This is a genomic window from Thermoleptolyngbya sp. PKUAC-SCTB121, assembly GCF_016919485.1.
Classification (GTDB): Bacteria; Cyanobacteriota; Cyanobacteriia; order Elainellales; family Elainellaceae; genus Thermoleptolyngbya; species Thermoleptolyngbya sichuanensis.
In genome coordinates this window covers 411,600-425,295 of record NZ_CP070366.1, presented here as the reverse complement: position 1 = coordinate 425,295, position 13,696 = coordinate 411,600, and the positions used below count along the sequence as shown (strand labels likewise).

The following is a 13,696-nucleotide window of genomic DNA, read 5'->3' as shown; positions in this document are numbered from 1 at the left end:
GGCTAAAGCGGCGGTAGCTCCTCCAAAATCGTGAACCGGACATGGTTGATGGCCAAATCTCCAATGGACACGTCCACATCGCTGGTTGGCGTTTTGATGTTTTCAAACGAAATGCCCTTAGCCATTTCGGCATGGAACCAGGGCAGACCCATGAAAAAGCGCGTGGGGTAGGGGCCGCCGTCCACCACATCGTCCACATTCGACTCCATCGGCAGCCAGCCAAAACCGGGAATGTAAAACTCAATCCAGACGTGGTTAAACTCCGGCTCCAGGGGATACCGCTGGCGATCGGCGTAGGGTGGACACTTGTAGCGGCCAACGGTGCGGCAGGCAATGCCATTCAGCCGAGCCAGCGCCAGCAAGATGCCGACATACTCCCCACAAGACCCCGTGCCCCGCTCCAGCGCCACATCTGGCGTGTCGATATGGGGCTTGATGCTGTAGGAGAGGCGATCGTAGACGTAGTTGCGAATTTTCAGAATTTTGCGGAGCAGGTTGGTTTCTGTGCCAATGGACTCGCGGGCGGCGGCCCGGATCGCGGGCGTATCCATTGCCAAATCGTCGTCATCGACCAGATAGCGCGACTGAAACTCCAGCGACAGCGGCGGGATTTTCTCTACGTCGTCGTAGGTGAACTGGTACTTGATGCCGCGCACCTCCAGCAGCGCCTTCCAGCCAAAGATATGGCTTTCGTGGGGCCGGAGTTGGTCAAACTTGAACACTGCAACCCGCTGTCCGTCTTGCAGTTCTTCGGTAAACGGGATGCCGATCGGCTCCACCTGTCGCAGCCGTTGGCGAGCCGTTTCCGCAGGCAGAGCAATCCGCCACTCTAGACTGTTTAGCTGCACCGCATCCAGTGGGGAAATCTCCTCCGCGTAGATCATTTCTACCAGAAACCCGTTGGAGAGCGTGTAGTGCTGCTGCGGGTCGTAGAGGAAATAGAGCGGATGGAGAAAGGTGCGATCGCGGAAGGTTAGCTCATAGGGCAGTTCAGGATTATTGGGGTCGTCTCGAATGTAGGCTTCCTCAAAGGAATAGACGACGTACAGCACCTCATCGCCTGTTGCGGGATCGGGATAAAACGCCAGCCCGCTGGGGCTATCGAAGGGGGTCAGCAGGCTGAATCGCAATTCGCCCGTTGCCCGATCCATACAGTAGACCGTGCGCTCCAGGCGATCGCACAGCCACAGTTCTTCCCCCCGAAAGGTGAGATTTTCAATCCCCACACCAGGCGCGGCAAAGCGAGTAATCTCGCGCTGAGTTTCTGCGTCGTAGATCAAAATTGCGCCCGCTTTCTGGCAAGTGACGTAAACCGCACTGCCGTAGACCGCCACGCCATCTGCCGGGTAGGGCAGCGTTGCAAACTCGTCTGGAGTGAGCGTATCGCCGGACAGATCCGTGAGGGGGCAGCGATAGACCCTGTTTTCCCGCGTGAACCAGAGCGTGTCTCCGGCGATCGCCAGTCCGCTGCCATCCAGAAATTGCTCGGTGTGTTTGGAGTTGAGAATCGTCGTGCTGTCGCTGTCGGGGGCGATCGCCACCAGATACCCCCGCACTGCGTCTAGCGTCAGCAGCCTGCCCTCATGCAGCGCCAGCCCCCGCATCATATACACGCCCACCGGACGCACCGTGCGGTGCAGCGTCGTTGCGTTGGACTGAATCACCAGGGAATCTCCCGGCTGTTCTGAGGCATTAGATAGGGCAGGTTCAAGCAGCATAAAGGGTTCGGGATGCAGGAGCAGGGGTCAGGCCGATTAAGCCGTCTTACATCATAGGAAAAAGACCCCAGCGGCGTGTGTATCCAAATGATGGTTTTTGGGCTAACTCCTGATGCTGGCAGGCTCCAGGCAGGGTTCAATCGTGGCAATAACGGACTCTGCCAGCGCGGTGTAGTCATAGCCGCCCTCTAGCCCAAAGGCAAGGTGCGGCGTGATTTTCAGACAATAGCGCGTGAAAATCCCGTAATCGGAAGGGTTCAGGCAAATTCGCGCCAGTGGGTCGGCACGGGTTGCATCGTAGCCTGCGCTGATCAGCAGCAGATCGGGGCGAAACGCCTGGAAAAAGGGCACAATTTCTCGCGCAAACAGCGGCTCATAGTCTGCTAAGGTGCTGCCGGCCTGCATAGGAAAATTTCGCACGGTGTCATGCGGGCCGCGATCGCCCGCCGCGCCCGTGCCCGGATACTGCGGATATTCGTGCAGCGAGCAAAACGCAATGCGCGGGTCAGATTCCACAATCGCCTCGGTGCCGTTGCCGTGATGCACGTCCCAGTCCAAGATGCCGACGCGCTCTATCCCCGGCTGCCGGAGCGCATACTGAGCGGCGATCGCCACATTGGAAAACAGGCAAAACCCCATACCCCGCTTGGGCAGCGCATGATGTCCCGGCGGGCGCACCAAGGCAAAGGCTGGCCGCCCCGTTTGCAGCACCGTGTCCACTGCATCCAGCCATGCGCTCACCGCCAGCAGCGCCGCCTCGTAGCTATCCGGCGACACGACCGTATCCGGATCGACCTGCCCGCCGCCGTGGGTAGCGACATATTCCACCGCCGCCACATAGTCGGGGGGATGCACTGCGTAGAGCGCTGCCCTCAGGCGATCGCCCTGAGCATCTACAGGCGTGGGCGATCGCCAATCGAGCCGATCGGCCCAAGGCACCTGCCGCAGCGCCGCCACCACCGCCCGCAACCGTCCGGCGTTTTCGGGATGGTAGGAACCCGTGTCATGCTGCAAAAACACGTCGGAATAGAAGATTGGAAACTGCGACATGGCAAGGCGCTTTGGGGAGGAATGCCTCGATTCTACAGCGCTATTCTGGAGGGGTGGCGGCTACGAGCGATCGCAGCAAATCGACCAACCGCTGAGCCTCGACTACATACACGCCCTCAATCTTGCCACTCGGCAGCGCGACCTTGGCCGTAGAAAATGCCAGAATCGGGGTCACGAAGAATGACCAGTTCTTTTGCGACTTTACCTGGACGGCTTGCCGCTTCACCTGTCGCAAAAAATCCTTCTCAAACGGCTTTTTCTCTGCTCCAAATTCTCGCAGCAACCGCACACCATCTGTCACGACCGTCCCTCGGTGCGATTTCACATCAATCACGAAGGCCTGCTGTCGCGGAGAAAGGCAAACTACATCAGCGTCCCCCAGTCCCTTGCCCAGCCACAAGCCATACTCAATCTGCCAGCCCTCGGCAATCAAAGGGTTCAGCAGTTTGGCAATCGCCTCTTCAGCCTGAGCACCCTGATCGGCGTGCCCTGCTCGCTTCCACAAGTACAGCCCGCCAAAAGCAGCCCCAAGCGCAATCGCCCCACCAGATAGATATAGAGATAGTGAAAATTGCAGAGATTGAGAGGATTGATTTGATGTTGCTGTTCCAGTTGTGAGTTGCGAGAGTTGAAGAGATACCTGGTGCAAGCTAATCGTCGAGGCAATCGCCAAACCTGCCATCACAAAGAGAAAAATTGCCTTGACTCGACGCTTTAGCGCCAGTTTACGAACGTTTTGTCCGGCTCGTAATCCTGCTTGAGATTTTCGTCCCATACACTTTGTCTACAAGCTATCGGTGCACTTGAGTTTTGCATACACAATCTCTAGCGTTCCCGATTCAGCCTTACAGACGTTACTGACTGTTGATAACTAGGCGATCGCCCTCCACGCGCACATCCCGCAGGTCTATCCCCCGCGCTTCGAGTTCAGCATTAATCCGAGCTTCCAACTCGGTTAGCGATAGCCCAAGCTGGCTGGCCACGACTGACGCGGGCAGGCTCAGGTTGCCAACTTTCACGGTCATGTTTTCGTCAAATTGCAGCTTGCCGTTTCGCACCGTCGGGTTGCCCTCGATGCCGAGATACACGCCGCGCCGCCCCAGCGCCGGAACAAAGGCCAGCACGCGATCTAGCGCCGCCCGCTCCTGCTCCGTCAAGCCGTCGGTGGGCAGTTCCGACAGGTTCACCACCACGCCGCCTTTGATCTGCCCATCCTCGATAGTGGTGCTAAAGCCGTTTTGCAATAGCGCCTGACCTTCGGAAGATCGGGCGATCGCCTCCGCCACCAGTTGGTTAACCTGCTGGCTATTGAGTTCGACTGGTGCGCTGGAAGTGGCAAGCCTCTCGAGAAGTTGCGAGGAGGGCAGAGTTGGGCTAGAACTTGATATTTCGGTTGGCGCTTCGGTCGTGTACCAATCTGGCACGCGGGCAACTTGCCGCATCGATAGAGACAACGCGGCGATCGCTCCTATGGCAAGTCCTGCCACAACTCCTAAAAACGAAACCAATAACTTATTCATATTGCAAGATCAATCTCAAACTCCCGATGCAAAGCAACATGCACGTCTATACACAATGCCGGTGATTAGGCTATGGGCAAAAGTATATAAAGTGCTTTGCGGAACCATCCTAAGTGTTTCGGCTTTAAGTTTTCCTGTAGTTACTTATTTTTGCTCTCACTTAGAGCTAATTTGTGAAGCAAATCTTAAGAAGCCTGAAACTCTTGGCATGTGTGGCTTTGAGGTCATGCTTGCCCAGGAAAAGCGGTTTCTCGGAAATCCTTGATTAACGAGGCTTTCAGGCTCCTTTACAAACTAGCTCTTAAATTAAATTGGAATACAGCTTTTAGCAAATCGAGAGTTTAGCTTTTCAGCAAATGTTTCCGAGCTTAGAGCGTGAATCAATCCAAATTCGTAATCTTACAAAAACCTATCCTAACGGTTACAAAGCCCTGAAAGGAGTCAATCTCGATATTCCAATGGGCATGTTTGGCCTGCTAGGCCCCAATGGAGCCGGCAAATCCAGCCTAATGCGTACCATTGCCACCCTCCAGGAAGCCAGCGAGGGCACCATTCAGTGGGGCGATATCAACGTCCTAGAAGAAAAGGTGAAAGTGCGTCAGGTACTGGGCTATCTGCCCCAAAGCTTTGGCGTCTATCCCGGCGTGTCTGCCGAGAAGCTGTTGGATCATTTTGCCGCGTTGAAGGGCATCACCAACGGCAAGGAGCGGAAGGAATTGGTGAAGCACCTGCTGCACCAGGTGAATTTGTAAGATGCCCGCGATCGCGCCGTCAGCGGTTTTTCGGGCGGTATGCGGCAGCGGTTTGGCATTGCCCAGGCCCTGGTAGGCGACCCCCGCCTGGTGATTGTGGATGAACCCACTGCGGGCCTCGACCCCGCCGAGCGGGTGCGCTTTCTCAACCTGCTCAGCGAAATCTCAGAACGGGCAGCGATCATCCTCTCCACCCACATTGTGGAAGATGTAAGCGAACTCTGTCCCCAGATGGCGGTGCTGATTGCCGGCCAGATCCGCCTCACCGGGCAACCCATCGGCCTGATGCAACAACTGGCGGGTAAGGTCTGGCGCATTAAGCTGCGCCGGGATGAACTACCCACCTACGAAGAGAAGTACCGGGTGCTCTCTACCCGCTTTTTCATGGGCGACATCATTGCCCGAATTTATAGCGAGTCGGATCCTGGTGCTGGGTTTGAGGCGGTCGAACCAGACCTAGAAGATGTCTACTTCTGTGTGATGAAGGAGATCCCGGCGTTGCAGTCTAGCAACGGGGCCATCCCCTAAGTCCCCAGGGTCTGAATCCATTCAGCCGACACAACTGGTAAGCGGACTATAAAAGTAAGCGAGCTATGCAAAAATCTCGGCGGGGGTTAACCCAAATTCAGGCACTACCGTGGACTCAATCCTTTCGTCACCGCTGTAGACCTGGTCTTCGTATTGACCGCTGACCCAGCGGCAGAGGGTTACCTGCCGCGTTTCTGGGTCCACAATCCAGTATTCGGCAATGCCCCGCGCCGCATACTCAGTGTGTTTATAGCGGTAGTCCCGTTCCCGGTTGGCCTGTCCAGGGCTGACCACTTCTATCACCAGCGCTGGGGGTGGCATATCGCGGGTCAGAGTAGCACGAGGAGCGCCTGCAATAGCAGCTTTTGATTCTTCGGAATGAACCAGCAAATCTGGAATCCGCCCAGTTGCCCGTTTGCCAGTGACTTCTATCTCAGTCCCCCAGACCACACGATCCGCCGGTATATGTTTGATCAACTCCAACAGCAACTTTCTGGCAATCCCAAGATTTTCATCACTTTCGGGCGGCATTTCCACCAGCACTCCATTCACCAGTTCATAGCGAGTGTCGGTGCCGTCGTCGTAAGCCAGATAGTCCTCGAAGGTCATATAGCTGGAGGGGAATGAGACAGCTTGACCCATGATCAAAGCGCTCCATGCATCGACGTTGATGTTTCTTATTCTACTGATTCCGATAATCCAGCCATGATCGCAGTAGCCCATTCAGCTTAGGAATGATTCACCATGCAAGTTGAATTGATGTATCAGCCCGCCTTTACCCTTGGTCGCCTCCAGCTACGAGGCGGCGAACAGGTGCGGGTGGAAGCCGCCTCGATGGTGGGGATGTCTACCGGGACAACGCTAGAGACCAAAACCGGCGGCTTTATGCAAGCCCTAAAGCGGTCTTTTTTGGGGGGAGAAAGCTTTTTTCAGAACATCTACACCGCCCCAGCCCAGGGCGGCGAGGTGTGGGTGGCCCCTTCTCTACCGGGGGATTTGAACGTGCTGACCCTTTCTGAGCCGATGCTGATCCAGTCGGGGGCCTACGTGGCCTCGGATATGGGCATTACCCTGGATACCACGTGGGGCGGCTCCAAGTCCTTCTTTGGCACGGGGGGCGGGTTATTTATGCTGCGGGCCGAGGGGCAGGGGCAGGTGGTGGTGGCTTCCTACGGGGCGATCCACGAAATGACCTTGGCCCCTGGACAATCCTTCACCCTGGATACGGGGCACTTGGTGGCCCTGAGCGAATCCATGCCCTTCAAAACCCGCTCCGTCGGCGGCATGAAAAGCTTTCTTTTCAGCGGCGAAGGCTTTGTGGTGGATCTCACTGGGCCAGGGAAAGTCTTGGTACAAACCCGGTCTCAAGATCAGTTCCTGGCTTGGCTCATTCCCAAACTGCCCCAGCCCAGCAGTAGTAGCAGTTGATCGTATGTCCCCAGATCCCAGAGTCCTTAAAGGCCCCTGGGATATCGCTCCCCTACGAACATCCTTTTTTCTCCGAACATGGCTACGCAATCATCCTCGACCCCATCCACCCATCCACCCATTTCCCCCTGGCAACCCGTCTGGGAGATCGTCCGGTTTGAGCTGCAAGACAGCCTGCGAACCCGGAGTTTGCTGCTGGGCTTTGGCTTTTTCTTGGTTTTAGGACCGCTGGTGATGCATATCAACGGCAGCGATGTCCTGTTCTTTCCATTGCTCAGGCAAGCCGCGGGTACTGCCACCCGACCGGGGGAGATGATTCCCTACGCCAATGCCCCCCTGGCCATTATGAGTACCGTGGGCTTTCTGGCCGGGATTCCTTTGGCAATTGTGGTAGCGGGCATCTTTGCCGATCGCGCCACTAAGGACTTCACCGCCAACATGGATGGGCTGCTGTTTACCTCGCCCCTGAAGGAGTGGCAGTTTGCGGCAGGGCGACTGAGAGCTAATTTGTAAAGGAGCCTGAAAGCCTTGTTAATCAAGGATTTCCGAGAAACCGCTTTTCCTGGGCAAACATGACCTCAAAGCCACACATGCCAAGAGTTTCAGGCTTCTTAAGATTTGCTTCATAAATTAGCTCTGATCGCCAGTTTTTTGATCAGCCTGATCACGTTTTCAGGGCTGGGGTTAGGACTTTGGCTGGGGTCAATTTTGCCCTGGATGGCTCCTCAACGCATCGGCCCCTTCAATCTCCTCAGCTATGTCCAGCCCTACCTCTATCTGGTCATTCCCAATATCCTGATTTTTGGTCTGTTTAGCTTTGCCCTGGGATTACTTACCCGCCGCACCCTGACCAGCTACCTGAGCATTGTCGGACTGTATTTTGCCTACAGCGTTGTTGCCTTCATCTTCTCTGTTCTTAACTTGGATGCGTTCTTCAATGTTCTGGCGAATCCCTTTGGGAATGGCTCCGTAGACTACGCTGTCCGGTTTTGGACCAAGATTGAGCAAAATACCTTATCGGTGCCCTTTGCCCCGGCCATCTGGCTGTCGCGGTTGATCTATCTGGGGCTGAGCGCAGCCTTTTTTGCCTGGATTTGGCGACGCTTTAGCTTTGCAGGCATGGCCACGGCCCGCCCCCGACTGGAGCAATTCCTAGACTGGCTAGAACGGCGGCTCCTGGTTTGGAAAACCACCCCGCCGCAGGAACGCCCAGCAGAGGCGGTCCCCGTCCGGTCTGAATTGGCGACCCTCCCCACTGCTCACCGCCACTACGGCCCCGGTGCCCAGGCAAACCATGTCTGGCGCATCGTCCAAATGGAACTCAAGCGATTGATCTGGAATCCGCTGGTGCTGGCGATTTTAAGTATTAGCGTGCTGGTGTTGATGGTGCTAGTCGGCACGTCTATTCGGGATAATTTTGGTGCTCCTGCCCTGCCCGCCACAGCCTTCATCTTGGACATGGCATCCTTGCTGGTGAAATTCCTGGCCCCGCTGTTGATTATTTTCCTGGCCGGGGATCTGGTCTGGCGGGAGCGGGAGGTGAAGGTAGACCCCCTCACCGACCTGCTGCCCGTGCGCAGTTGGGCTGTGGTGCTGGGTAAGCTCCTGGCCCTGGTGCTGATTCTGGCCCTGGTGCTGGTGCTGCTGACGCTCGGCGGACTTCTGGCCCAAACCCTACAGCAATACACCCACTACGAACTGGGGGTTTACGCCATTGGGTTCTTTACCCTCGTGCTGGTGGATTTGCTGTTGATCAGCATCCTGGCGATCACGATTCAGGTGCTGGTGAACCAGAAGTTTCTGGGCTATCTGCTGTCTGCCGCCCTGGTGATTGTGTTTGCCCAGGGAGATGCGCTGTTTCGGTCGGCGCGGTTGCTCCAGTACGGCTACAAACCCGATGCCTACTACAGCCCGATTAGTGGCTATGGCGGAATGCTGGAGCCAGTCCGCTGGTATCAGGGCTATTGGTTGGCGATCGCCCTTCTGCTCCTTTGTGTTTCCGCCCTGTTCTGGGTGCGCGGCGTGGATACTCAACCCAAACAACGCTGGCGCATTGCCCGCCAACGCTTCACCCGCCCCATGCAGACCGTCATGGGCCTCAGTGCCCTAGCTGCGATTCTCCTGGGTGGCTGGATTTTCTATAACACCCACCTGCTCAACCCGGCCCCCAGCCGCGCCCAAGTGGAAGCCCAGGTGATTGCCTACGAACAAGCCTACGGTCGCCTAATCGATGCCCAGCCCAAGATCACCGCTGTGGATTGGCAGGGGGATCTATACCCCGAGGCCGATGGCCGCTTTGCCGTCAAGGGTACCTATACCCTAGAAAACAAGACCCAGCAGCCCATTGACACCATTCTGCTGAACCTGGCCAAAGACATTCAGGTCAATCAACTGACGGTCAACGGTAGCGCTGCCACCGCCACTGCGGAACATCCCGTGGTGCAAGCCTACGAGTTTGCGCTGGCGGCTCCCCTACAACCGGGGGCTACTGCCGAAGTTAGCTTTGACTTGCTGAAAAAGCCCGGCCCAGCGGTGGCAAGAGCAGGCATTAAGAATTTCGCAAGCCATTTCGAGAATGGATTGAATTTCAGAAGCGTTGACTTTATGCCCATGGTCGGCTTCTTCCAGCGGCCCCGGCTTAAGAACGAGCAGAAGCGCGAACAGGCAGGCCTGCCCCCCCTCGATCCAACCGCCGAAGCCGCCAGACAGACCCAATACACCCCCCTAACTCCGGCTGGGGATGCTGACTTGGCCCAGTTCTCCGCCACCCTCAGCACCAGCGCCGACCAAATCGCCATTACCTCCGGCGAACTCCGGCGAGACTGGGTAGAGGGAAACCGCCACTACTTCCAGTACCAGAGCCAAGAGCCCATTCTTCCGGTGGTGCCCATCCTGTCAGGGCGGTACGAGGTGCTCAAGGATCAGTGGCAGGACGTACAGCTTGAGCTGTACTACCACCCAGGGCACGATCGCAACCTGGAACGCATGGCGCGGGGTATGAAAAACACCCTGGACTACGCCACGCAAAACTTCGGCCCCTTCCCCCACACAACCCTGCGCCTAGTGGAAGTGCCCTACGTGGGTGAGGCCGTCAGCTATCCGGCCACCATCACCCGGGGCGAACGCTTTGGTTATCTGGCCAAGTTTGACGACAACGACCCCACCAGCGTAGACGAGGCCTTCCGCATTGCCGCCCATGAAACCGCCCACCAGTGGTGGGGGCAGCAGTTAATCCCATCCGATACCCCTGGTACCAAATTTCTGCTGGAGGCCCTGCCGGAATACACCGCCAACCAGGTCTATGGCTGAGAATATGGCCCCGAAAAACTGGGGTTTGCCCTGCGCCGCAACCTGGATGGCTACTTGCAGAATCGGTCGAAATCCGATGTGCCCCTGGTGGAGGCAGAGGCCCAGCACTTGGCTTATCTAAAAGGCTCCTTAGCCCTGTTTGCCCTGCAAGACTACCTGGGTGAAGATGTGGTGAATGGTGCCCTAGCCAACCTGCTGAAACAGTATGCGGACGTGCCGCCCTATCCCTCGGCTACGGATCTGGTCGCCGCCCTCCGGGCTGTCACCCCCGAAAAGTACCAATACCTGATCACCGACCTGTTCGAGACCGTCACCCTCTACGACAACCGGGTGACTGCCGCCACCGTCAGCCCCCGCGCCGATGGCAAGTTTGATGTCACCCTAACCATCAACACCGCCAAGGTGCGATCGGACGAGGTGGGCAACGAAACCCCCGCCTCCATGAACCAGGAGGAGATTGATGTCGGGGTTTACAACGCCGAGGGCAAGCTGATTTACCTGAAGAAGCACCCCTTCTCCGATGGCGCAAGTTCGCTGACGATCACGGTGGATCAACCACCGATCCGGGCGGGCATTGATCCGCTGCATAAGCTGATTGACAAGCTGCCGGATGACAATTGGGGAGCAGTTAGTAAAGCGAGCTGATCCAGCAAAAGCGGTTAACCTCCCAGCCCCTAGCGGCCCGTTGCTGCGGGAACGCTGGGTCGCTGCACCGTTGGCAGCCATCGGCTGGCGATCGGCATCCGCCAACCCGTGCCAAAGGCGCGATCGGTAATTTTTAGCCCTGGCGCGGCCTGCTTGCGCTTGAACTCGGCGCAAATCACCAGCCGAATCACCTGGTTCACCACAGCCGCGTCGTGACCCGCTGCTACGATATCTTCCGGGGCTTCGTAGCGCTCTACAAACCGCTCCAGAATATCGTCTAACACCTCGTAGGGCGGCAGCGAGTCCTGATCGACCTGGCCGGGTTTTAGCTCAGCGCTGGGGGGTTTGCTGAGGATGTGGGGAGGGATCACCGGTCGCCTTGTGGATTTTAACCAGAGAGAGGAGTTAAAGGAGGGCTGTTTTTCCTGGTTAAGCCACTGGCAGATGCCATACACCCGGGTTTTGGGTACATCGGCGATCGCCCCCAGGCCGCCGTTCATGTCGCCGTAGAGGGTGCAGTAGCCCACCGCCATTTCCGACTTGTTGCCCGTCGAGATCAGCAGATGTCCAAACTTGTTGGAAATCGCCATCAGCAGTGTGCCGCGAATGCGCGACTGGAGGTTTTCTTCAGCAATGCCAAACTCAGTGCCTGCAAAGAGGTCTGCTAGGGCATGATCAAAGCCCTGCATGATGGGCGCAATGGGGATGGTTTGGGTCTGGATGCCGAGGTTTTTCGCCAGCTCCCGCGCGTCGGTAATGGAGTGGTCGGAACTGTAGGGCGAGGGCATCAGCACGCCGAGGACGTTTTCGGGGCCAAGGGCAGCGCTGGCGATCGCCGCCACCAGGGCCGAATCAATCCCGCCGCTCAGTCCCAACACCGCTTTGCTAAAGCCGCACTTGCGAACGTAGTCGCGCACCCCCATCACCAGCGCCATCCAGATTTCCGCCTCCGCGCAGTCGGGCAGGGGCGCAACGGCATCGGGCAGGGGCATCAGTTCACCCACCGCCGGGTCAAATGCAGCAAACACCAGATCGCGTTCAAAGGCCTTGGCTCGAACAACCAACTCGCCTGCCCGATTTAGCCCAAAGCTGCATCCGTCAAACAGCAGGTCATCGTTGCCGCCGACCTGATTGGCATAGAGAATTGGCTGGCCATAGCGAGTGGCACTGTGGCGCAGCATGTTTTCCCGCAGGTGCTGCTTGCCGACGCTGTAGGGCGATGCCGACAGGTTCAGCACCAGATCCACGCCCTGGCGCGTGAGTTCGGCGATCGGGTTCACCTCGTAGTGACGCTTGCCCCAAAAGCTCTCGTCGTTCCACAGGTCTTCGCAAATGGTGACCCCAATCCACACGCCGTCTAGCTCGAAGGCGCTGCTCTCCTCGCCCGGTTCAAAGTAGCGGTCTTCGTCGAATACGTCGTAGGTGGGCAGCAGCCGCTTGTGAAAGTAGCGCTGCACCGTGCCGCCCAGCAGCAGCGCAGTCGTGTTAAACAAGGGCTTTTCGCCATCGTGAACCGCGTCCGGGTTAGGCAACACCGTTCCCACCAGCACCGCCAGATCCCCAGGCAGGTCTTGCGCCAACTGCGTCAGGGTTGCTGCCATCGTTGCCAAAAAGCTAGGCTGCATCAGCAGGTCGCGGGGCGGATAGCCACACAGCGAAAGCTCCGTCGTCAGCAGCAGCCGCGCTCCCTGAGCGATCGCCTTTTGCGCCGCATCCAGAATCTGTCGGGCGTTGCTCGTCAGGTCGCCGATAGTGGGGTTCAGTTGGGCGATCGCAATTTTCATATATCAAATTTCATGGCTCAACGCTGCTAAGCGCAATCCCAAATTCAACTTAATTAGTGAACTTGTCACGAAATCCATAGTACCCGCACACTATATCCGTAGGTAACGCAGCAAATTTGGGACAAGTCTTATAACTTTGAGTTTAAGCCTTGAGTTTAATCTGTACTGATTTATTTGGAGTTTCCTGGACATCAAAAATGTCAACAACTTTAACTAACTGCTTAAGCTGCTTACAGCCGTAGGTACGAGAATCAAAATCTGGATGAAGCTGCGTTAGGCGGTTGCCGAATAAGCCTAGCTCCACCCAGCTCTCATCCTCCGCAGCAACCTCATACACTTCTTGGAGAATGCTCTTCGCCTCTTCTAAATTCGTGGGTTGGAGCTTAACTGTCGCTCCACTCTTAGCCTGATTCGCTTTTGGTAACGGACTTTCTTTTGTCTCGGCAACTGCGGCAACTGCTAGCGCTTCTGTCTGTTGCAGAATGTCGATATAGGTAAACTTGTCGCAAGCTTGAACAAAGGCTCTTGGAGTTTTCATGCGTTCACCAAAGCCATAAACAACCAGCCCTGATGCTCGAATTCGATTTGCCAGAGGCGTAAAATCACTATCGCTAGAAACAATACAAAACCCATCAAAGTTCTGTGTATACAAGAGATCCATTGCTTCAATAATCAGCGCCGCATCTGTTGCATTCTTACCTTTAGTATAGGGAAACTGCTGCACGGGCTGGATCGCAAACTCAGATAGCTTATCTTTCCATTGCTTGAGTTGAGGGGTTGTCCAGTCGCCGTAGATCCGTTTGATGTAAGCAGTACCGTACTTAGAAACCTCTTTGAACAGCGGCTCTACAACGTCGGCATTGACATTATCCGCATCGATCAAAACGGCAAGGCGATCGGGGCGTAGCTGTACTTCTCCTCTCATAATTCGTTTAGGCTCCCAGGTGAGAAACTAGCGATTT

Annotated in this window: 12 protein-coding genes and 1 pseudogene; 6 read left to right on the top strand and 7 right to left on the bottom strand. The window is 56.5% G+C overall.

Annotated features, from left to right (window positions below):
• Positions 1–2: 2 nt before the first annotated feature.
• The 4 genes from JTM80_RS01800 to JTM80_RS01785 form a co-directional block, all read right to left on the bottom strand.
• Positions 3–1,607 (bottom strand): transglutaminase-like domain-containing protein, encoded by a 1,605-nt coding sequence (locus tag JTM80_RS01800; RefSeq protein ID WP_225906911.1) that lies wholly within the window; start codon positions 1,605–1,607, stop codon positions 3–5.
• A gap of 213 nt (positions 1,608–1,820) precedes the next feature.
• On the bottom strand, positions 1,821–2,768 hold the full coding sequence (locus JTM80_RS01795) for a histone deacetylase (protein ID WP_205370458.1): 948 nt from the start codon (positions 2,766–2,768) through the stop codon (positions 1,821–1,823).
• A gap of 40 nt (positions 2,769–2,808) precedes the next feature.
• A complete protein-coding gene (locus tag JTM80_RS01790; protein WP_205370457.1) occupies positions 2,809–3,543 on the bottom strand; it encodes a nuclease-related domain-containing protein in 735 nt (244 codons plus the stop codon).
• 79 nt (positions 3,544–3,622) lie between these two features.
• Positions 3,623–4,255: a hypothetical protein gene (locus JTM80_RS01785; protein ID WP_172353887.1), complete on the bottom strand. Its 633-nt coding sequence runs from the start codon at positions 4,253–4,255 to the stop codon at positions 3,623–3,625.
• On the opposite strand from JTM80_RS01785, the gene JTM80_RS01780 reads away from it, so the two are divergent.
• A complete protein-coding gene (locus JTM80_RS01780; RefSeq protein ID WP_172353886.1) occupies positions 4,239–4,553 on the top strand; it encodes a hypothetical protein in 315 nt (104 codons plus the stop codon). The genes JTM80_RS01785 and JTM80_RS01780 overlap by 17 nt on opposite strands.
• A gap of 91 nt (positions 4,554–4,644) precedes the next feature.
• A pseudogene (locus JTM80_RS23415) lies at positions 4,645–5,568 on the top strand (ABC transporter ATP-binding protein).
• 63 nt (positions 5,569–5,631) lie between these two features.
• Here the strand turns inward: JTM80_RS23415 and JTM80_RS01765 are convergent.
• Positions 5,632–6,210 (bottom strand): Uma2 family endonuclease, encoded by a 579-nt coding sequence (locus tag JTM80_RS01765; RefSeq protein WP_172353885.1) that lies wholly within the window; start codon positions 6,208–6,210, stop codon positions 5,632–5,634.
• 102 nt (positions 6,211–6,312) lie between these two features.
• Between JTM80_RS01765 and JTM80_RS01760 the strand changes: the two genes are divergently transcribed.
• From JTM80_RS01760 to JTM80_RS01745, 4 genes are all read left to right on the top strand, one after another.
• On the top strand, positions 6,313–6,996 hold the full coding sequence (locus JTM80_RS01760) for a TIGR00266 family protein (RefSeq protein ID WP_205370454.1): 684 nt from the start codon (positions 6,313–6,315) through the stop codon (positions 6,994–6,996).
• Between the two features lie 78 nt (positions 6,997–7,074).
• Positions 7,075–7,509 carry a hypothetical protein gene (locus tag JTM80_RS01755; RefSeq protein WP_172353883.1) on the top strand — a complete coding sequence of 145 codons (435 nt, stop codon included), beginning with the start codon at positions 7,075–7,077 and terminating at the stop codon, positions 7,507–7,509.
• Positions 7,510–7,614: 105 nt separating this feature from the next.
• Positions 7,615–10,305, top strand: coding sequence for a hypothetical protein (locus JTM80_RS01750; protein ID WP_205370453.1), 2,691 nt, complete (start codon positions 7,615–7,617; stop codon positions 10,303–10,305).
• 54 nt (positions 10,306–10,359) lie between these two features.
• Positions 10,360–10,950, top strand: coding sequence for a hypothetical protein (locus JTM80_RS01745; protein WP_172353881.1), 591 nt, complete (start codon positions 10,360–10,362; stop codon positions 10,948–10,950).
• 29 nt (positions 10,951–10,979) lie between these two features.
• Here JTM80_RS01745 and JTM80_RS01740 read toward each other — a convergent pair whose 3' ends face one another.
• Positions 10,980–12,734, bottom strand: coding sequence for an NAD+ synthase (locus tag JTM80_RS01740; protein ID WP_205370451.1), 1,755 nt, complete (start codon positions 12,732–12,734; stop codon positions 10,980–10,982).
• A 142-nt stretch (positions 12,735–12,876) separates the two neighbouring features.
• Positions 12,877–13,659: an NYN domain-containing protein gene (locus JTM80_RS01735; RefSeq protein ID WP_172353879.1), complete on the bottom strand. Its 783-nt coding sequence runs from the start codon at positions 13,657–13,659 to the stop codon at positions 12,877–12,879.
• Between the last annotated feature and the right edge of the window lie 37 nt (positions 13,660–13,696).

Coding starts and splice junctions, on each gene's coding strand:
- JTM80_RS01800 (WP_225906911.1), bottom strand. CDS start 1,607: ATGATGCGGGGGCTGGCGCTGCATGAGGGCAGGCTGCTGACGCTAGAC.
- JTM80_RS01795 (WP_205370458.1), bottom strand. CDS start 2,768: ATGTCGCAGTTTCCAATCTTCTATTCCGACGTGTTTTTGCAGCATGAC.
- JTM80_RS01790 (WP_205370457.1), bottom strand. CDS start 3,543: ATGGGACGAAAATCTCAAGCAGGATTACGAGCCGGACAAAACGTTCGT.
- JTM80_RS01780 (WP_172353886.1), top strand. CDS start 4,239: ATGGCAAGTCCTGCCACAACTCCTAAAAACGAAACCAATAACTTATTC.
- JTM80_RS01765 (WP_172353885.1), bottom strand. CDS start 6,210: ATGGGTCAAGCTGTCTCATTCCCCTCCAGCTATATGACCTTCGAGGAC.
- JTM80_RS01760 (WP_205370454.1), top strand. CDS start 6,313: ATGCAAGTTGAATTGATGTATCAGCCCGCCTTTACCCTTGGTCGCCTC.
- JTM80_RS01755 (WP_172353883.1), top strand. CDS start 7,075: ATGGCTACGCAATCATCCTCGACCCCATCCACCCATCCACCCATTTCC.
- JTM80_RS01740 (WP_205370451.1), bottom strand. CDS start 12,734: ATGAAAATTGCGATCGCCCAACTGAACCCCACTATCGGCGACCTGACG.
- JTM80_RS01735 (WP_172353879.1), bottom strand. CDS start 13,659: ATGAGAGGAGAAGTACAGCTACGCCCCGATCGCCTTGCCGTTTTGATC.